Origin of the sequence: Vibrio sp. V38_P2S17PM301 (assembly GCF_009904845.1) — a bacterium.
Lineage (GTDB): Bacteria > Pseudomonadota > Gammaproteobacteria > Enterobacterales > Vibrionaceae > Vibrio > Vibrio proteolyticus.
Genome location: NZ_WXWO01000001.1, coordinates 77,412 through 97,174 on the forward strand (window position 1 = coordinate 77,412; position 19,763 = coordinate 97,174).

Here is a 19,763-nt window from a genome sequence, read left to right on the forward strand (position 1 = left end):
AAAGAATAAAAAAAAGGAGGCAATAATTGCCTCCTGTTTTATTTTGCTGTTTTGTTACTCAGCGCCAGCAGCTTGGTTGTCTGAGTTGGTGTAAATCAACAGCGGTTCAGACTCGCCATTGATCACCGATTCATCAATCACGACTTTGCTCACGTCAGTAGAAGACGGTAGCTCGTACATGGTTTCCAGCAGCACGCTTTCCAGAATAGAACGCAGACCACGAGCACCCGTTTTACGCTCCATCGCTTTCTTCGCGATCGCACTGAGCGCATCTTCACGGAACTCAAGCTCAACCTCTTCCAGATCGAACAAGGCAGCATACTGTTTCGTCAGTGCATTCTTTGGTTCACGCAGGATTTGGATTAGCGCGTCTTCGTCCAACTCTGTCAGTGTTGTTGTCACTGGCAGACGACCGATGAACTCAGGAATCAAACCGTATTTCACCAGGTCTTCAGGTTCTACCTGAGTGAACAGCTCACCGACAGTTTTGCTTTCGTCTTTCGAGCGCACTTCCGCACCAAACCCGATACCGGTTCCTTTGGCAACACGTTGTTCAATCACCTTATCCAAGCCGGCAAATGCGCCGCCACAGATGAACAGGATCTTGGACGTGTCCACTTGCAGGAACTCCTGCTGAGGATGTTTGCGCCCGCCCTGAGGAGGAACAGAAGCAACCGTACCTTCGATCAATTTCAGCAGCGCCTGCTGCACACCTTCACCCGAAACGTCGCGTGTGATAGATGGATTTTCTGCTTTACGGGAAATCTTATCGATTTCGTCGATGTAAACAATGCCACGTTCAGCTTTTGCTACATCGTAATCGCATTTTTGCAGCAGCTTTTGGATGATGTTTTCAACATCTTCACCCACATACCCCGCTTCAGTCAGCGTGGTTGCGTCCGCCATAGTAAATGGTACATCCAGGAAACGCGCCAGCGTTTCTGCAAGCAGCGTTTTACCGCTACCTGTCGGACCAATCAACAGGATGTTACTTTTACCCAGTTCCACCCCTTCACTGGTGGTGTCACCGTTACGTAAACGCTTGTAGTGGTTATATACCGCAACAGCGAGCACTTTCTTCGCGTAATCTTGGCCAATCACATAATCATCAAGGTGTTCACGAATCTGCTTTGGCGTAGGTAACGCCTCCGACTGTTTCTTAGGCAGAACATCTTTGATTTCTTCACGAATAATGTCGTTACAAAGATCGACACACTCGTCACAAATGTAAACCGATGGGCCTGCGATTAGCTTGCGAACTTCGTGCTGGCTTTTGCCACAGAAAGAACAGTAAAGCAGTTTACTACTACCGCTCTCTTTGCTTTTGTCTGTCATTCGCTAACCTCTTAGCCTTTACTCATAATGTTTGAGTGTATATCAAATTAAGCCGAATTGCGTTACTCAATCGCCGCTTGTGTGTTACTCGCCACGATGGGTTAGCACTGCGTCAACCAGACCATAGTCAACCGCTTGCTGAGCTGACATAAAGTTATCACGATCGGTATCACGCTCAATCACTTCCAGTGGTTGACCAGTGTGGTCAGCCAGCAGCGTATTCAGCTTCTGTTTAATGCTCAGGATTTCTTGCGCATGGATCTGAATATCCGATGCCTGCCCCTGGAAGCCACCCAGCGGTTGGTGAATCATAACACGCGAGTTCGGCAGCACATAACGTTTACCTGGCGCACCGCCAGCCAGCAAGAACGCGCCCATTGAGCAGGCCTGACCGATACACAGGGTGCTGACGTTTGGTTTGATGAACTGCATGGTGTCGTAGATAGACATGCCTGCAGTCACACTGCCACCAGGTGAGTTGATGTACAGGAAGATATCTTTGTCAGGATTCTCCGACTCCAGGAAAAGCAGCTGAGCCACGACAAGGTTAGCCATGTGGTCTTCTACCTGACCCGTAAGGAAAATCACGCGATCTTTCAGCAGACGAGAATAGATATCGTAAGAGCGCTCGCCGCGGGAAGTCTGTTCAACCACCATAGGTACCAGTGCGTCCAGAATTGGCGACATTGCATTTTTTTCTTGGTAGCTCATATTCTTATGTCCCTAAAATAAATGGCCCGGATGATGTATATCATACGGACCATTGTTAGCAGAATAGTTAACTCATAGTCAACCTTCTACGCAAGATATTGCCTATTAAGCAGCAGGTTGATTCATCAGCTCGTTAAAGCCAACTTGTTTTTCAGTCACCTGTGCTTTAGCGATGATAGCGTCAATTGCTTGCTCTTCCAGAGCAACGTTGCGCATGTTGTTCATCATTTGCTCGTTCTGCTCGTAGTAAGAGATCACTTCTGATGGATCTTCGTACGCTGTTGCCATCTCTTCGATCAGTGCTTTCACTTTGTCTTCGTCAGCTTTCAGCTCTTCAGACTTGATCACTTCACCCAGTAGCAGACCCACAACAACGCGACGTTTTGCTTGCTCTTCGAACAGCTCACGTGGAAGCTGGTTTGCTGCTTCTACGTTGCCACCGAAACGCTGAGCTGCCTGTTGACGAAGGACGTTGATTTCCTGGTCGATCAGTGCTGCTGGTACGTCGATTTCGTTTTCTTTAACTAGACCGTCGATAGCCTGTTCTTTGATGCGGTTCTTCACAGCTTGCTTCAGTTCGCGCTCCATGTTCTTACGAACTTCCGCTTTAAGCGCGTCAATGCCGCCTTCTGCAACACCGAACTTAGACACGAACTCATCGTTCAGTTCTGGTAGCTCGCGAGCTTCAACTTTGTTCACTTTGATGGCGAACTTCGCTGCTTTACCTTTCAGGTTTTCAGCGTGGTAATCTTCTGGGAAAGTCACGTCGATTTCGAATTCCATACCCGCAGTTTTACCTGTGATACCGTCTTCAAAACCAGGAATCATGCGACCTGCGCCCATTTCCAGAGGGAAGTTCTCAGCTTTACCGCCTTCGAATTCTTCACCGCCGATAGAACCAACGAAATCGATCGTTGCACGAGTGCCTTCTTCAGCCGCTGTGTCAACTTCTTTCCAAGTTGCCTGTTGCTTACGCAGAGTTTCGATCATCTCATCGACATCTGCATCGTTAACTTCTGTTACTGGCTTTTCAACCGTGATGCTTTCCAGACCTTTCAGTTCCACTTCTGGGTAAACTTCGAAAGTCGCAGCGAAAACCAGGTCTTTACCTTCTTCGTTTTCTACCGGTGCGAAAGTTGGAGCGCCAGCTGGGTTGATTTTCTCTTTCACGATCGCTTCGATGAAGTGACGTTGCATAACTTCACCCATCACGTCTTGACGTACTGCTTTGCCGTACATCTTCGCAACCATTTTCATTGGCACTTTGCCTTTGCGGAAACCATCGAAACGACGGTTTTTCGCGATGTTGCGTAGTTCAGCTGTCACTGCATCTTCGATGTTTGCAGCAGGAACAGTAATATTCAGACGGCGCTCTAGGCCTTCTAGCGTTTCAACAGTAACTTGCATTATATATAAACCTCAAAACAGGCCCAGCCAGGCTGAGCGTATGAGTTGGTGACTCACCAACTGCATCCTTGTCAAGTGCCGCTTGGCACTCATTTAAACTTGAGAATCGGTGTCAGCCGGAGCTGACGCCGGACTAATCAGCGATATCTTTCTATTTCTGCCGGCCTTGCCAGGAGAAAAAGGTATCTCCGATTAGTCTCAGGACAAAACGATTTTTAGACGCAGCATTCTAACGACCATAAACAGGCCTGTCGAGCTAATCCCTGATATCGTTACGCCATTGTTCTAAATTCCCGCACATTTGCCCTAAAATCGAACAAACGCTGAAAATCTTCGTTTGAAATGGGGACAATAATGGCTTTTTCAAGGGAATCGAGGCTTTTTTTCGTTAAATAACTTAAAAAGAGATCTCGCTCCTGTTTTACCCCGCAGAATCGCTATCTTTTTGAACACCTCATTCGCAATTCGCTTTACCTTATATACCAAGGGCCTGCGGTTGATTTCGCGTCATTCTTGCACGAGCAATTCACCAGGCCTGCTGAATGGATTTCGTTGTTTCAGGAAAGGAAGTCATGCTGCGAATTCGACGAGCCAGCCTGATATTGCTGGTTGTATTTCTCCTGCTGGCCACCAGCGGCGCCCAACTCGTGTGGCGCTACAGTTACCAGAATCTGCTGGCCGAACATCAGGCTCAGCTGGATCGTTTTGCCAGCCATATTGCCACCAAGCTCGACAAATACGCTCACTTACCCCGGTTGTTGTCGAAAGACAAAGAACTGGTCGACGCATTGTTGCAACCGGACAACCCCGCTCAGATCGAAGTGACCAACCGTTATCTGGAACAAGTCAATGATGTCATTCAAGCTTCAGATAGCTATCTGCTCGACGCAAACGGAACCACCATCGCAGCCAGTAATTGGAATCTCGACCGCTCCTTTCTGGGACGTAACTTCGCCTGGCGGCCCTACTTCAATATCGCCATGCAGGGCACTCGTAGCCAGTATTTCGCTTTGGGTTCGACTTCGGGACAACGGGGATACTACTACTCTTACCCTGTGGTGTATGCAGCGGAAATTATTGGCGTGGTAGTGGTTAAAATGGACTTGTCCGCCATTGAAGAAAACTGGGAAAGCAAAGACAGCACCTTCGTTGCCACCGACCCCAATCAAGTCGTTTTCATGTCCAGTAACCCGAAGTGGCTGTTCAAAAGCCTCATTACGTTATCTGAAGCCCAGCGCTCGACGATCACCAACAGCCGCCAGTACCTGGATACGCCTATCCGTTCGCTTGGCCTGAATGGCGATCTGAGTCACTCCCCGACAGAACTGAAAAACCCAAGGCGCGGCGGACTGGCGGGAGACTTTATCGTTTCATCACGCCCCCTGAGCCAGCTGTCACTCAATATCCGAGTTCTGTCACCCAAAGTCACGCTATTCTGGCAAAGTCTCGGCTTTGTGGTGATTCTCAGTCTGGTGTTTGCGATCATCTATCTGGTCATGCTGCTGATCCACAACCGGCAACTGAAACACCGTCAATTGGAGCAGATTCAGTCTGAAGCCAAACAGAAGCTGGAGTACCTGGTGATGGAGCGCACCGCCAAGCTGCACGCAGAAATTGATGAACGCAGCCGAACTGAGGAAGCGCTGTGCCAGACACAGGCCGAACTGATTCAAGCCGCTAAGCTCGCCGTGCTGGGACAGATGTCAGCCAGTATCAGCCACGAACTGAATAACCCGTTGGCAGCCATTCGCAGCTTTGCTGACAATGGACGACGCTACCTGAACAAAGAAAACTACCCGAAGGTGGATGACAATCTGGCACGGATCGCGTCTCTGACCGAGCGCATGGCTAAGATCAGTGAGCAGTTAAAATCATTCGCTCGCAAATCTGACAGCAGTGAACGGATCGTAACCCGCCTGCATCCGGTTATTCAGTCCACTCGCGAGTTGCTAGAAGCACAACTTAAGGCTCACCAGGTCACGCTGGAGATCAACAGCGACGATCTCGTCGAAGTGGAAATCAACCCTATCCAGCTTGAACAGGTCTTGATTAATCTGCTGACCAACTCGGTTCAGGCATTAGAAGAGCAGCCGCAACGTTTGATTCGCCTTTCGGTCAACGTTCACGCAGACTGCCTTCTGATCCATATTGATGATAACGGGCCCGGGCTGAGTCAAGAACAACAAAATCAGCTGTTTGAACCGTTTTATACCACGAAAAAGAACGGCCTCGGTTTAGGGCTGTCGATTTCACAACAAATTATCAAAGCCATGAACGGTCAGCTCACGGTCTCTCGGTCGCCATTAAACGGAGCCCGCTTTACCATTCAACTGCCGCTGCCTATACAAGGATGAATCAATGCACGATGTATTTTTCATTGATGACGAACATGACATTCGCGAAGCCATCGCACAAAGCTTCGAACTGGAAGAGATTGAGGCGCAGTTTTTTGCCAGTGCCGAAGAGGCATTGCTGGCCGCCAAAGCCGATACGCTGCCTAAAGTGGTCGTGACCGATATTTGCCTACCGGGCTTGTCGGGCGAAAACCTGCTTCAAACAGTCCTCAATCAGGATCCGGAAGTGCCAGTGATTCTGATCACCGGTCACGGCGACATTTCCATGGCCGTCAGCGCGATGCATAACGGCGCGTATGATTTCATCGAAAAACCGTTTTCACCGGATCGGCTGGTAGAAACAGTGCGGCGCGCCATCGATAAGCGCAACCTAACCCTAGAAAACCAAGCGCTGAAGCGCAGCTTAAAAGCCAGTCAGACGCTGGGGCCACGCATCATCGGCGACACCCAGTGTATCCGTGATCTGCGTGACACCATCACGCAGATAGCCGATACCGATGCCGATATTCTGTTGTTTGGGGAAACCGGCACCGGCAAAGAGCTGATTGCCCGCTCCTTACATGAACAGAGTGTGCGACGCGAACAGAACTTTGTGGCCGTCAACTGTGGCGCCGTCCCGGAAAACCTGATTGAAAGCGAGCTGTTTGGCCATGAAAAAGGGGCGTTCACTGGCGCGGATGCCCAGCGCATTGGTAAATTTGAACATGCGCAAAATGGCACACTATTTCTGGATGAAATTGAATCGATGCCAATGCAGGCACAAATCCGTCTGCTGCGCGTGTTGCAAGAGCGCGTTTTTGAGCGCATCGGCTCTAACACACTGCTGCCACTCAATATTCGCGTCATTGCGGCGACAAAGGTTGATCTCAGACAGGCCGCCGCAGACGGTACGTTCCGGCAGGATCTGTATTACCGCTTGAACATCGTCACACTCGACTTGCCGCCACTTCGTGAACGCAAAGATGATATTCCCGCCTTGTTCCATCATTTTTTACTGGTTGCTGCCGCCCGATACGGCAAGGCCGCCAATGCTTTGCCCGAGCATGATTTGCAGCAGTTGCTCAGTCACGACTGGCCGGGTAATGTCCGTGAGCTGCGCAACGCCGCCGAACGATTCGTACTTTTAGGCAAACTGACGCAATTGGGTGATGTACCTGCTTCAGTACCATCGTCGAGCCTGGCAGAGCAGGTCGCGGAATTTGAAAAGGCGGCAATTGAGCGCGCACTGATCGAGTGTGGTGGCAGTATCAAGCAGACGATGGAAAAACTGAACATCCCACGAAAAACGCTCTACGACAAAATGCAAAAGTATCAAATCGAAAAAGAGGCGTACAAAAACTAACCAGACAAAACCATGCACCCACACGTTTCATTTTTGAGACAAGATACATTTTACCTCTTTGTACTGTGACACCCATCGCCTGCTTAGCCATACTAAGCGCAGGTTATTGGGTTTATCGGATGCGTATGGGCGAAAAAGTAAAAGTGCCGAACATCAGCGACACGGTGCTGATTGACGGAGTGTATCGCTGCGAACAACGTTCTGGCCAGGACAGGCGGAGGAACAAGCGTAAGTATCAATTTTACGAGCGCAGATTCACCCGTGACCCACGCGCAGGCTCAGGTACAAAAATAAACGAGGAGGTTTAACCCTCCTCGTTTTTTTGCCTGATGTTATTTAGTGATGATTTCCGGTCCCATCAGAGAAGTCGGTAACCAAGTTGAAACCCAAGGCACATACGTCACGATGATCAGGAACAGGAACATCACCGCCACCCATGGCAACGCCGCCTTCACCACACTCATCATCGACATTTTCGCCACCCCGGCGGTCACAAACAGGTTTAATCCCACAGGCGGTGTGATCATTCCGATTTCCATGTTCACCACCATGATGATACCGAGGTGAATCGGATCGATACCGAGTGCAATCGCTATCGGGAACACCAACGGTGCCACGATGATCAGCAAGCCAGACGGCTCCATAAACTGACCGCCGATCAACAGCAAGACGTTGACAACAATCAGGAAGGTGATCGGTCCCAAACCCGCAGACAACATGGACTCTGTGATCATTTGTGGAATACGTTCTTCGGTCAGAACGTGTTTCAGAATCAAAGCGTTGGCAATGATAAACAACAACATAATGGTCAGCTTGCCCGCTTCAAACAGCGTATGCTTGGTGTCCTTGTGGACAAAGGCTTGCAGGATTTTCACCACTGCTGGCTTGCGGTTTTGCTTGTCTGCAAACGGCCCCATATCGCGGTACACAAAGTTGGCAATCAGGAACGCGTAGACAGCTGCGACGGCCGCCGCTTCTGTCGGCGTGAAAATACCACCGTAAATACCGCCCAAGATGATCACTACCAGCAGCAAACCCCAGCTCGCATCTTTGGCCGCCTTTAACGCCTCGCCCCAGCCAACAAACGGCTGCTTGGGCAGATTTTTCACCCGGGCAGCTATGTAAATAGCAATCATCAGCATGACACCGGCCAGCAGTCCCGGGATCACGCCGCCTAAAAACATCCGGCCAACCGAGACATCCGTTGCCGCCGCATACACCACCATAACGATGGAAGGCGGGATCAAGATCCCCAAGGTCCCCGCATTACAAATCACACCCGCGGCAAACTCTTTGGAATAACCGTTTTTGATCATCCCGGCGATCACGATACTACCAATAGCAACCACGGTGGCGGGCGATGAGCCAGACAGCGCCGCAAACATCATACAAGCCACCACGGACGCCATGGCCAGACCACCACGGAACCAGCCCACCATGGCAATCGCAAAACGGATGATCCGCTTCGCCACACCACCGGTCGACATAAAGCTCGATGCCAGAATAAAGAACGGAATCGCCAGCAGGGTATAGTGACCTTCAAACGCGTTGAACAGCGTCTGTGCCACAGAAGCCAGAGACGCTTCCGAATGCCACATTAAAAACAGGATGCTCGACAAGCCCAGTGAGACCGCGATGGGCACCCCAACCAGCATAAAGCCGATAACAAGAAGAAATAACAGCAAAATATCCATGACTTAGTTCTCCTTGTTGTCGTGTTTGCTTTTTGGCGTCATCACGTCGCCCGCTTCTTCAGCCAGCTCCTCTTTGAGCGCCTCCAGCTCTTCCTCTGCTTCATGTCCGGCGATCAAACGATCCAGCTTACCGGTCATGATCTGGACGGCCAACTGAGCGAAACGGAAAGTTAAAAGTGCCATACCCAGTGGCAATGCCATATAAGGAATAAAGCGTGGTAGTTTTTCGTAGCGTTCACCTTCATTCAACCAGTCAGCCAGAAACTGAAACATGTCCGGCATGGGAATATCGTCGGTTTCATACCAGGCACGTTCTGAAATAAACGGATACCAGTAGTTCCACGAGCCAATCAGCAGCAGTACAGAAAATACCAGGCAGCAGCCTACCGCTAATAGCGCCAGTACTTTACGCCCCCCTTCTGGGGCCAGATTGATGACCACATCCACCCCAATGTGAAAGTGCTTTTTGACGCCATAAGACGCCCCGACCAGCACCATCCAGGCAAACATGAACACGGTCAGCTCCAGTGCCCAAAGAATATTGTCGTTAAAGAGATAACGCATGATGACGTTAATGAATGTCAGCATCGTCATCGCGCCGAGGAAGAAGGCAATCAATGTCTCTTCTACCTTGTCGGTGAACTGACCGACTTTCGCAAAAAATGACTGTTCCATGTGATACATCGCTCGAATCAGGTAGAGATGGCTCCCGACGCGCGGGAGCCTGTTATAGTGATGAGTTATTTCTGATTGGCAGCCAGTGCCGCATCGATCAGATCAGAACCGATGTCTTTTTCAAATTTCTTCCAGACCGGCTTCAGCGCTGTTACCCATTCCTGACGCTGCTCCGGTGTCAGTTCACGTACGACACCGCCCGCTTCAATCACATACTGCTTGTTCTGCTGCTCCACTTTGTTGGATTCGGCATTACGGGTATCTGTGACTTCTTTCAGGATCGTTGCGAACTGATCACGCACATCGGCCGGGAGTCCGTCCCACCATTTGGTCGACGTCACCACCAGGTAATCCAAGATACCGTGGTTGGTTTCAGTGATACCGTCTTGTACTTCGAAGAACTTCTTACCGTAGATGTTCGACCAGGTATTTTCCTGACCATCGATAACTTTGGTCTGCAGGCCGCCGTACACTTCCGCAAATGACATTTTCTGTGGATTTGCACCAAGCTGCTCGAACTGAGCCACCAGCACGTCTGAAGCCTGAACACGGAATTTCAGACCTTTCGCGTCTTCAGGGTGAATCAAGGGCTTGTTGGCGGAGATTTGCTTCATGCCGTTATGCCAAAACTCCAGACCGCGAACGCCACGGCGGTTCATGGCATTTTTTAGCTTCTCACCAGCATCAGAACTCTGGAAGCGGTCCACCGCATCTACATCATCAAAAAGGAAAGGGAGATCGAAAATACGGAACTTTTTGGTGAATTTTTCGAATTTAGACAAAGACGGTGCTGCCAGTTGAACATCACCATTTAGCATCGCTTCCAGAACTTTGTCATCATCGTACAGTGTTGAGTTTGGGAATACCTGCATACAGGCTTTACCATTCATCTCTTCATTGACCCGCTTTTCCAACAGCGACGCCGCAATCCCTTTCGGGTGCTTGTCGGTATTGGTTACGTGACTGAACTTAATCACGATTTCACCAGGGTCACAGTTCGCCGCGGCGTTGAAACTGGTGACAGCAAGAATAGAGGCAGATAGTAGAGTTAAAGGCTTTAACATGTTGTTCTTCTCCTTGTGGATAATCACAGCCCCATCTATGGGCACTGATACCCTTTAGTAAAGGCAACTTACAGGCCAACCTTTAACATTTTTGCTACAACCTTTAAGTTACAATAAGTTAGATGTGAAAATGCATCCGAGAAAGCAGCAGAGTTCACCCAACAGAATGATAAAATGGGTGGGAAATGACCCATCGAAATTGATGAATGAGTCAAAAGTGACTCATTGAATTTGGGAATGATCAGAAAGAGGCGAAGGAATAAAAGCGGCGAGTTGGCAGGAAGTGCATCCCCACGCTGAACTGCAAGCACCGCTCAGCGCCCTCCCCCGTGGACATTGATGTGGGGACACACTTAACCTGGTTTAATGGAAGTCGATGCGCTGCTCCGACTGGGCGTCAAAAAATACCGCTTTGGACAAATCAAAATGCAGAGGGGCAACCTGACCTACACTGGCGTCAAACTCAGGCGACAAGCGGCACGCCACTTCCTGATCATTCACCTTGATCATCGCGATGGTATCCGGTCCGGTTGGCTCAAGCACCTCAAGCTGCAACGTCAGTTCCGTTGACGCCACAGAGTCCGGGTTGGCCGACTCCGTGATGTGTTCCGGCCTTAGACCAATCACGATCTCCTTACCGTCCTGAGCACGCATGGAGTCTGGTAATCTGATGTGATGCTCCTGGCCATTACCACCGGTCACTTTAATCACAGGTTTGTCATGCTCGTCCAGATCCACCATGGTGTGAATAAAGTTCATCGACGGAGACCCCATAAAACCGGCAACAAACATGTTGTTCGGTCGGTTATAGATTTCTTGCGGCGTGCCAAGTTGCTGCAAAATACCGTCTTTCATCACGGCAATCCGGTCAGCCAGCGTCATGGCTTCAATCTGGTCGTGGGTTACGTACACGATCGTGGTACTCAACTGCTGGTGAAGACGTTTGATCTGATGACGCATTTCAACTCTGAGCTTAGCGTCCAGATTCGACAACGGCTCATCAAACAAGAACAGTTTTGGCCGACGAGCCAGCGCACGTCCCATCGCCACCCGCTGACGCTGTCCGCCGGACAGCTGAGAGGGTTTGCGTTCCAGCAATTGATCAATTTGCAGCATCTTTGCAACCCGTTCGACTTCCGCATCAATTTTTGCCTGAGGCAATTTACGGATCTTAAGGCCAAATTCAATATTGCCTCGCACGGTCATGTTCGGATACAGCGCGTAAGACTGGAAGACCATCGCAATATCACGATCTTTTGGCTCGACACTCGCAACATCGATACCATCAATCACAATCTCACCTGAGCTGATGTTTTCCAGCCCCGCAATGGTATTCATCAGCGTCGACTTACCACACCCAGACGGGCCAACCAGGATCAGAAACTCCCCGGAATCAATGCTGATGTCGATGCCTTTGAGGGTTTCCTGCTCCGCTTTCGGGTACGTTTTACGGATCTGTTTCAGTTCCAGTGTTGCCATGTTAATTATCCTTTTACTGATCCCGCGGTCAGGCCACGAACAAAATACTTTCCTGCCAGTACATACACAACCAGCGTTGGCAATGCCGCGATGATCGCCGCCGCCATATCCACGTTATACTCCTTCACCCCGGTGCTGGTGTTGACCAGGTTATTCAATGCCACCGTAATGGGCTGCGTATCGGACCCGGAGTAAACCACCCCAAACAGGAAATCATTCCAGATGGAGGTAAACTGCCAGATCACCGTCACCATGATGATCGGCGTCGACAGCGGCAGCAGAATTTTGAAGAAAATAGTAAAAAAGCCTGCCCCGTCCAGCTTAGCCGCTTTGATCAGCTCATCCGGTACCCCGATATAAAAATTACGGAAGAACAACGTGGTAAAAGCCATACCGTAAATCACGTGCACGGTGACCAGACCTGCTGTGGTATTCGCCAACCCCAACTTACCCAGCACCGCCGCCATCGGCAACAAAATAACCTGAAACGGAATAAAGCAGCCGAACAGCAACAAGCTGAAAAACAGGTTGGAACCACGAAATTGCCATTTGGTCACCACGTAACCGTTGAAAGCGCCCAGCAACGTAGACAAGGCCACCGCCGGGATCACCATTTGGAACGAGTTCCAGAAGTAACCCTTCACCCCTTCACATTTCACACCGGTACAGGCGCTGTCCCAGGCTTTGTACCAGGCATCAAACACCCACTCTTGAGGCAAACTCATCAAGTTTCCGGCACGAATATCCGGCAGGGTCTTAAACGAGGTGATCACCATGACAAACAGTGGCATCAGATACACCAGACAAAAGAATACCAGCGCCGTGTAAATCAACGCCCGGGAGAGGTTCATTGTGGAATTCATGATTTTTTCTCCCTCAGTTCCGAATACAGATAAGGCACCAGAATGGCCAGAATCCCCGCCAACATCATCATGGCACTGGCCGCCCCCAGACCAACCTGGCCGCGGGTGAATGAGTGTGCGTACATGAACAACGCCGGTAAATCGGACGAATAGCCGGGACCACCGGCGGTCATTGCCGTCACCAGATCGAAGCTCTTAATCGCAATGTGAGAGGTGATGATCACTGCGCTGAAAAATACCGGACGCAAACACGGCAGAATAATTTTCCAGTAGATGGTCGGCAGGCTGGCGCCATCAATCTTGGCCGCCTGAATAATGGATGAGTCAATACCACGCAGCCCAGCCAGAAACATCGCCATAACAAAGCCGGAAGACTGCCACACCGCCGCAATCACTAAGGTGTAGACCGCCATGTCAGAGTCCACCAGCCAGTTGAAACTGAAATGTTGGAATCCCCAGTCATGCATCAGTTTCTCCAGGCCAAGCCCCGGGTTAAGAATCCATTTCCACGCGGTACCCGTCACGATAAAGGACAATGCCATCGGGTAGAGATAGATGGTGCGGATCGCGCCTTCCTGACGAATATTCTGATCCAGTAGAATAGCCAGCCCAACCCCGAGCGCAATCGCGATGAACATAAACAGCACACCAAACAAACCAAGGTTGGTGATAGAAGTGATCCAGCGGTCGTTTTCCATCAGTTTTTCATACTGGATAAAACCAACAAAATTAAAACTGGGCAGAAAACGTGAGTTGGTCATTGAAAGTGCAGCCGTCCAGAAGATATAGCCGTAAATGCACACCACGGTGACCAGCATGGTCGGTGCAAGTACAATCTTTGGCAGCCAGTGTTGAAGTCTGTCGGCGAAACCGGGTTTCGGTGCCGACTTCGTCGTAGACCGAGTCAAAACATGCTCCATAACGATTCCTTGTTGCAAATGCTCCGGGAGCCCCCACTCCCGGAGCAACAGCAAACCGGGTTCCCCATAAACCCGATTCCCTACGCTTTAGATAGCCGCTTTCACTGCTTTCGCCAGCTTCTGTGCAGCCTCTTTCGGATCCGCGTCAGGATCGTTAAAGAAGTTTGTCACCACATCAAAAATCGCGCCTTGTGCGTAACTGGTGGTCGACATGCCATGTGCCATACTCGGCACCAGATCACCTGACTTCGCCGTGGCTTTGAACGCCGCCATTGAGTCCAGTGCACAGCTGTCGAATTTCGACATATCCATATCCAGACGAACCGGAATCGATCCTTTGTTCAGATTGAACACTTCCTGAAACGCAGGTTCAAGGATGGTTTTTGCCAGTGCTTTCTGGGCTTTCTTGTTCTCAGCATCGCTCAGCTCAAAAAACGCAAAGCTGTCGACATTGTGGGTAAACTGACCGGATGTGCCTGGTGCTGGCACACAAACGTAGTCTTTGCCCGGCATTTTGCCCGCAGCACTGAATTCGCCTTTGGCCCAGTCACCCATGATTTGCATCGCAGCATCACCATTGATGACCATCGACGTTGCAACGTTCCAGTCACGTCCCGGCGAGTTAGCGTCAATGTAGTCATGCATTTTCTGGAACTTGGTAAACACCTCTACCATCTTGTCGCCAGACAGCGTGTCCATATCGAGATCGACAAACGCCTTCTTGTAATCATCACTGCCAAGCACACCCAGCGCAACCGCTTCAAAAACCGTGGCATCCTGCCAAGGCTGGCCACCATGAGCCAGTGGCACGAAGCCCGCCGCTTTCAGCTTATCACCAGCTGCAAAGAATTCGTCCATAGTGGTCGGGATTTTAGCGCCGGCTTTTTCAAACATCGCAGGGTTGGCCCAAAGCCAGTTCACCCGATGCACGTTCACCGGTACCGCCACATATTCACCGTTCCATTTCATGATGTCGGTGATCATGGAAGGCACAACCTCATCCCAGTGGCCTTCTTTGGCAACATCATCCAGATTAGTCAGAAAGCCTAATCCACCCCATTCTTGAATATCATGGCCTTTGATCTGCGCCGCAGAAGGCGGGTTTCCTGAGACTGCGCGGGTTTTCAGTACGGTCATCGCACTTTCACCGCCACCACCGGCAACCGCAAAGTCTTTCCAGCTGTGGCCCTGCTCTTCGAGCATCTGTTTTAACACTGAAATGGATTTCGCTTCGCCACCGGATGTCCACCAGTGCAGCACTTCCACTTCACCGGCTTGTGCGAATGAGGTAGCAGATAAAAGAGATAAGGTCAGTAGGGTTTTGGTCATTTTCATTGTTATCTTCCATGTATCGGATTAGACACTCCCGGTCCTTGCCGGGCACAGGCTTTCATGCCCGTTCATCCGCAAGTCTATCCAACTCAAAAACAAACACTGAAACAAACCGTAACCCACAGGTAACAATATTGTTACATTACACTTCCAGGCTAGGTGGGATAAAGACTCGAGCGCGAAGCCCGCCTTGAGGCAGATTGTCGATAATGAGATCTCCGCCGTGTCCATGCAGAATATTGCGGCAAATGCCCAGTCCAAGGCCGTGGCCGTTGTCATCCTCAGACAGACGAAAATACGGTTCAAACACCGCTTCGAGTTTACTGTCAGGAATACCAGGCCCCTGGTCAATAATGGTGACGGTCACCCAATCTGGTGTCTCGTCCACCTGAATACTGGCGCGCAGTCCGTATTTGACCGCATTGTCAATCAAATTGGCCAGAACCCGCTTAATGGCCAGCGGCTTCGCAACGATAGGCTCGATTTCAGCCGGATGAAATTCAACCCGGATTTGCTGATGATTGAGCGGCTCAATCACCGACTGTATAACCTCATTCAGGTCAACATACGCATTGTTTTCGTGCAGATCCGTATCTCGAACACACTGCAATGCCGATTTCACCATGATCTCCAGCTCATCAAGATCTTTGTTGAACTTCTCTCGTTTGTGATCACTTTCCAGTAGTTCGGCTCGCAGCCGCAAACGGGTGATCGGGGTTTTTAAGTCATGTGAAATGGCAGAAAACAGGTGATCCCGGTCGGCCACATAACGCCGGATACGCTGCTGCATCCGGTTGAAGGCGCGAGTCGCCATGACCAGTTCACTTGCCCCCTCTTCCACCAAGGGGCGTTGCTGGATGTCCATGCTCATCTCATTGGCCGCCTTCGCCAACCGCTTAAGCGGTTTCACTTGACGACGCACCAGCAAATAGGTCAATCCCAACAGCAAGCTGGTGGAAAAGAACAAGAACAACACTTGCTCCCGACCCAAAATGGTGTCGTCCAGTGTGATATAAGGTGCGGGCAACAGCGCTGCAATGTACAACCATTCATGATCTTTAAGCTCGATCTGAACCACCAGCACTGGCGGGTTAATGGGTGCCAGCGTCAGCGTATGGTGGGCCCAGGATTTAGGTAAGTCGCTCAGATAGATGTCGTTTTTCAGCAAACGCAAGGTTTCCGGACGAGAGAAGTCTACCGACACCGACTGGACATGATTGAGTTTCTCATTCAGCACCGTCCTGATGGCATCGACCGATGCCCGTTTTAGCCTCGTATCGCCGATCGGTTCAACAAGCAGTTTTTCTTTATTGAACGAGACAAAAAAACGTGTTCCGCCCATATTGCGGATCTGATCGAGCACAATGTGGCGATAACGAATTGGCAGAGACTGAAAAAAGTTCACCGTGGAAGCAAACATGTTCGCCATACTCGATGACGCTGAGCGGATACCCGCCAGTTCTTTGTGTTTTGACTCACTATACCAGATGGCGGTGGCGATGCCCTGCGCGATCACCACCGCCAGCAAGGTCAGCAACAGAGTTCGTGCCACCAAAGAGTTGGGTTTTAAGGTCGGCCAGCGCATCATCAGTGCTCGTAATTGACAGGCACCGAGAGTATGTAGCCGTTACCACGCATGGTTTTGATGTATTGCGGGTATTTACCACTGTCCCCAAGGCGATGACGCAGGCGACTCAGTTGAACATCAATGCCACGTTCAAACGGTAAGGCTTCCCGGCCACGCGTGGCGTAGGAAATGGTGTCCCGGTCGAGTACCTCATTAGGCCGGCTGAGAAACAGCATCAACAACGAAAAATCACTGCCGGAAAGGTCATGCACCTTATGATTGTCCAAGTGCGTGATCTTATGAGCCAGCGTATCCAAACGCCAGTCACCGAAGACGATCGACTTCGGCAACGTATGCGCAACCTTGTCATCCTGACTCTGAACCCGACGCAGCACGGCTTTTATCCGGGCAGTCAACTGACGGGGATTAAACGGCTTTGCGATGTAATCGTCCGCACCAATTTCCAACCCGATAATCTGGTCGGTTTCATCCGACACGGCTGTCAGCATAATAATAGGAACATCTGACTGACGCCGCAATTGCTGACACAGCGTAAAGCCATCGCTGCCCGGTAGCATAACGTCGAGCAAAATGAGATCCGGGTAATCGTTCGTGTTGATATGTGTCAGTAACCCATCACCATCAGCGACACTGCCGACTTCAAAGCCAGCCTTACTCAAGTACTCTTCCAGTAATTCTCGAATATCAGCATCGTCATCGACTACCAAAATACGACTCTGGTTGTGCATGGTTGAATTCCGTTGTTACAACTTATTTACACAGTGTATAGATGACGATGCGACTTGATTATTGATATTTCAGTAAAGTTTGAATTGCATCTCGCGCGGCTTCACAATTTCTTCATACTCCTCACGGCGCGCCGACGCACATCCCCTTTCGAGACATTTACGATGAACAGCTGATTTCCATTTTCTTGCCCCATTCAGGAGGCAACTGAGCATAATGTTCACACTCAGGCTGAGCGTCGAAAGGATGTCGCAGCAGCCTCGCCAAACGGTTTACTTCGCTGTAATCACCGTCTTCCGCTTTGTCGATAGCCTGTTGTGCCAGGTAGTTACGCAAAATGTATTTAGGATTGACGCTGCGCATCTGGGTACAACGTTGCTGGATCGTCACCACATCACCTTGTTCATCCGTTTCTGCTGCGCAGCGCGCCAGATAGGTATCCAGCCAGTGTCGCGCGGCTTCACGGTCAATAAACAGATCAATCACGCTTTGAGGCTCTGCCTGATCCAATTCCGATAGTTGACGAAAGAAACGCGTGTAATCCACCTTGGTCTGAGTCATTAACTCAAACAGACCGTTGAACAGTTGGCTGTCACCATCCCGTTTATTGAACAACCCGAGTTTGGCACGCATTTTATGGCTGAAATAGTGATTAAGCTGAGGTTCGAACTGGCTGAGCGCGTGGTCGAGCTCCTCTCGCTCTATCAGCGGTGACAAAGCATGCGCCAACGCAGACAAATTCCACAAGGCGATACGTGGTTGCTGGTCAAACGCATAACGCCCCTGATAATCAGAATGGTTGCAGATGTAGCCCGGCTCGTAGTCGTCCAGAAACCCAAACGGCCCATAATCAAATGTCTGGCCGATGATCGACATGTTATCGGTATTCATCACACCATGTGCAAACCCGACGGATTGCCAGTCTGCGATCATTTCCGCCGTTCTGTCGACAATGATGTTGAACATACTGACGTACGGTTTGTCGTCTTCACGACATTGCGGCCAGTACCATTCGATTACTTTATCCGCCAGCAACCGTTGTTCTTCAAGTTGATTGGTATAAAAGAAATGTTCGAAATGACCAAATCGAATGTGGCTCTCCGCCATGCGGATCAGCAGTGCACCCGGTTCACTTTTCTCGCGATAGACCGGTGTTTCACTTGCCATCATCCCCAGCGCGCGCGTGGTCGCAATTCCCAGCCCGGCCATCGCCTCACTGCACAAATATTCCCGAATGGTGGAGCGCAACACAGCCCGTCCATCCCCCATACGAGAATACGGCGTTAGGCCTGCCCCTTTCAGATGAATATCAAACACCCGTCCGGATTTACTGGTGATCTCCGCCAGCAGTAGTCCCCGTCCATCGCCCAGATCTGGGTTATAGACGCCAAACTGATGCCCGGCGTACTTCATCGCCAACGGAAAAAACGCCTCCGGCATCGCTTCTCCGGAGAAGGCATGCAGCAGTTCCGGCGTGTAATTCGGATCGGAGGGCAAGCCAAACTGCGCAGCAAATTGGTCGTTCCACACCACCCAGTGTGTATCGGTCAAAGGTTGTGGATCGACGGGCGTGTAAAAGCTGCGGGGAAGGTCCGCAAAACGATGGGAAAAAGGCAGTGCACTAAACAACGACATGGCGTTTCCATTAACAACAACAGTTAATATAAACGCTAGCACATTTTAGGCAAAGATAACCAGAAAAGCCTTACCAATAAGGAGTTACACAGTAAGTAACCACTAATAGTGTAAGGCTTTCGTTGCGGGTGTTAAATCAGAGCGAAGACACCGACGATGGTCAACAAGGAGAATAGGCACGTACGGCTGATTACTCCAAATTCGCTCGGTTGGATCATTTCTTGATGCTGCATACTATCTCCTCGTTATATTTATTGTGACACCTTAATGACACTATGATGAATTTTTATCCGCAGCTCAAGACACACTAAGATTAAATTTTTATGACATCAGGTAAAAAACTTCACCAAAATGTGGAGCATAGCTCGTTAGTGAGTATGCACCCTACCTAAAGTCAACCACAGTCTAATCTGACTTTTTGTTTAGTTTTTAAGACAAGCTGGCGCACAGGCTGAACCAATCAACGGTTAATACACGTTATCACACGGTTCTTTACCCGACTTCGATTTTGCCTATCGATAGTATAGATAAATCGAATTTGTTTTTATCCCATATGTGACTTAAGTTTTTCATAACAAATAAAAAACGTTTTCATGACACGAGAAATAAACGATTACATTTATTCTTTTTTCTCGTAG

At 50.0% G+C, this 19,763-nt stretch carries 15 protein-coding genes; 2 read left to right on the forward strand and 13 right to left on the reverse strand.

Annotated features, from left to right (window positions below; all coding sequences use genetic code 11):
* Positions 1–54 precede the first annotated feature (54 nt).
* The 3 genes from clpX to tig all read right to left on the reverse strand — a co-directional run bounded on the left by clpX (position 55) and on the right by tig (position 3,453).
* Positions 55–1,335, reverse strand: coding sequence for an ATP-dependent protease ATP-binding subunit ClpX (clpX, locus tag CAG64_RS00360; protein WP_021704011.1), 1,281 nt, complete (start codon positions 1,333–1,335; stop codon positions 55–57).
* A gap of 84 nt (positions 1,336–1,419) precedes the next feature.
* Complete coding sequence (gene clpP, locus CAG64_RS00365) at positions 1,420–2,046, reverse strand: ATP-dependent Clp endopeptidase proteolytic subunit ClpP (RefSeq protein WP_021704010.1); 627 nt, start codon at positions 2,044–2,046, stop codon at positions 1,420–1,422.
* Between the two features lie 105 nt (positions 2,047–2,151).
* Positions 2,152–3,453 carry a trigger factor gene (gene tig, locus CAG64_RS00370; RefSeq protein ID WP_161455139.1) on the reverse strand — a complete coding sequence of 434 codons (1,302 nt, stop codon included), beginning with the start codon at positions 3,451–3,453 and terminating at the stop codon, positions 2,152–2,154.
* A 572-nt stretch (positions 3,454–4,025) separates the two neighbouring features.
* Here tig and CAG64_RS00375 point away from each other — a divergent pair.
* The gene (locus tag CAG64_RS00375; protein ID WP_161455140.1) at positions 4,026–5,807 is read left to right on the forward strand and encodes a sensor histidine kinase; all 1,782 of its coding nucleotides are present in this window, start codon (positions 4,026–4,028) and stop codon (positions 5,805–5,807) included.
* Between the two features lie 4 nt (positions 5,808–5,811).
* Positions 5,812–7,149 carry a sigma-54-dependent transcriptional regulator gene (locus CAG64_RS00380; RefSeq protein ID WP_161455141.1) on the forward strand — a complete coding sequence of 446 codons (1,338 nt, stop codon included), beginning with the start codon at positions 5,812–5,814 and terminating at the stop codon, positions 7,147–7,149.
* 332 nt (positions 7,150–7,481) lie between these two features.
* On the opposite strand, the gene CAG64_RS00385 is transcribed toward CAG64_RS00380, so the two are convergent.
* The 10 genes from CAG64_RS00385 to CAG64_RS00430 all read right to left on the reverse strand — a co-directional run bounded on the left by CAG64_RS00385 (position 7,482) and on the right by CAG64_RS00430 (position 19,125).
* Positions 7,482–8,843 carry a TRAP transporter large permease gene (locus CAG64_RS00385; RefSeq protein WP_161454838.1) on the reverse strand — a complete coding sequence of 454 codons (1,362 nt, stop codon included), beginning with the start codon at positions 8,841–8,843 and terminating at the stop codon, positions 7,482–7,484.
* A gap of 3 nt (positions 8,844–8,846) precedes the next feature.
* A complete protein-coding gene (locus CAG64_RS00390) occupies positions 8,847–9,518 on the reverse strand; it encodes a TRAP transporter small permease (protein ID WP_161454839.1) in 672 nt (223 codons plus the stop codon).
* A 65-nt stretch (positions 9,519–9,583) separates the two neighbouring features.
* Complete coding sequence (locus CAG64_RS00395; protein WP_161454840.1) at positions 9,584–10,582, reverse strand: TRAP transporter substrate-binding protein; 999 nt, start codon at positions 10,580–10,582, stop codon at positions 9,584–9,586.
* Between the two features lie 363 nt (positions 10,583–10,945).
* Positions 10,946–12,061, reverse strand: a complete 1,116-nt coding sequence (locus CAG64_RS00400; RefSeq protein ID WP_021704002.1) for an ABC transporter ATP-binding protein — start codon at positions 12,059–12,061, stop codon at positions 10,946–10,948.
* Between the two features lie 5 nt (positions 12,062–12,066).
* Positions 12,067–12,924 carry a carbohydrate ABC transporter permease gene (locus CAG64_RS00405; RefSeq protein WP_021704001.1) on the reverse strand — a complete coding sequence of 286 codons (858 nt, stop codon included), beginning with the start codon at positions 12,922–12,924 and terminating at the stop codon, positions 12,067–12,069.
* On the reverse strand, positions 12,921–13,844 hold the full coding sequence (locus tag CAG64_RS00410) for a carbohydrate ABC transporter permease (protein ID WP_161455142.1): 924 nt from the start codon (positions 13,842–13,844) through the stop codon (positions 12,921–12,923). Before CAG64_RS00410 ends, CAG64_RS00405 begins: the two co-directional genes overlap by 4 nt.
* Positions 13,845–13,931: 87 nt before the next feature.
* A complete protein-coding gene (locus tag CAG64_RS00415) occupies positions 13,932–15,179 on the reverse strand; it encodes an ABC transporter substrate-binding protein (protein ID WP_161455143.1) in 1,248 nt (415 codons plus the stop codon).
* Positions 15,180–15,318: 139 nt separating this feature from the next.
* Positions 15,319–16,761 (reverse strand): ATP-binding protein, encoded by a 1,443-nt coding sequence (locus CAG64_RS00420; RefSeq protein WP_161457762.1) that lies wholly within the window; start codon positions 16,759–16,761, stop codon positions 15,319–15,321.
* 2 nt (positions 16,762–16,763) lie between these two features.
* Entirely contained in the window at positions 16,764–17,492 is a 729-nt protein-coding gene (locus CAG64_RS00425; protein WP_161455144.1) for a response regulator, read from the reverse strand.
* 157 nt (positions 17,493–17,649) lie between these two features.
* Entirely contained in the window at positions 17,650–19,125 is a 1,476-nt protein-coding gene (locus CAG64_RS00430; RefSeq protein WP_161455145.1) for a protein adenylyltransferase SelO, read from the reverse strand.
* Between the last annotated feature and the right edge of the window lie 638 nt (positions 19,126–19,763).

Coding starts and splice junctions, on each gene's coding strand:
- CAG64_RS00430 (WP_161455145.1), bottom strand. CDS start 19,125: ATGTCGTTGTTTAGTGCACTGCCTTTTTCCCATCGTTTTGCGGACCTT.
- CAG64_RS00380 (WP_161455141.1), top strand. CDS start 5,812: ATGCACGATGTATTTTTCATTGATGACGAACATGACATTCGCGAAGCC.
- CAG64_RS00405 (WP_021704001.1), bottom strand. CDS start 12,924: ATGAATTCCACAATGAACCTCTCCCGGGCGTTGATTTACACGGCGCTG.
- clpP (WP_021704010.1), bottom strand. CDS start 2,046: ATGAGCTACCAAGAAAAAAATGCAATGTCGCCAATTCTGGACGCACTG.
- clpX (WP_021704011.1), bottom strand. CDS start 1,335: ATGACAGACAAAAGCAAAGAGAGCGGTAGTAGTAAACTGCTTTACTGT.
- CAG64_RS00410 (WP_161455142.1), bottom strand. CDS start 13,844: ATGGAGCATGTTTTGACTCGGTCTACGACGAAGTCGGCACCGAAACCC.
- CAG64_RS00375 (WP_161455140.1), top strand. CDS start 4,026: ATGCTGCGAATTCGACGAGCCAGCCTGATATTGCTGGTTGTATTTCTC.
- CAG64_RS00400 (WP_021704002.1), bottom strand. CDS start 12,061: ATGGCAACACTGGAACTGAAACAGATCCGTAAAACGTACCCGAAAGCG.
- CAG64_RS00390 (WP_161454839.1), bottom strand. CDS start 9,518: ATGGAACAGTCATTTTTTGCGAAAGTCGGTCAGTTCACCGACAAGGTA.
- CAG64_RS00395 (WP_161454840.1), bottom strand. CDS start 10,582: ATGTTAAAGCCTTTAACTCTACTATCTGCCTCTATTCTTGCTGTCACC.
- CAG64_RS00385 (WP_161454838.1), bottom strand. CDS start 8,843: ATGGATATTTTGCTGTTATTTCTTCTTGTTATCGGCTTTATGCTGGTT.
- CAG64_RS00425 (WP_161455144.1), bottom strand. CDS start 17,492: ATGCACAACCAGAGTCGTATTTTGGTAGTCGATGACGATGCTGATATT.
- CAG64_RS00415 (WP_161455143.1), bottom strand. CDS start 15,179: ATGAAAATGACCAAAACCCTACTGACCTTATCTCTTTTATCTGCTACC.
- CAG64_RS00420 (WP_161457762.1), bottom strand. CDS start 16,761: ATGCGCTGGCCGACCTTAAAACCCAACTCTTTGGTGGCACGAACTCTG.
- tig (WP_161455139.1), bottom strand. CDS start 3,453: ATGCAAGTTACTGTTGAAACGCTAGAAGGCCTAGAGCGCCGTCTGAAT.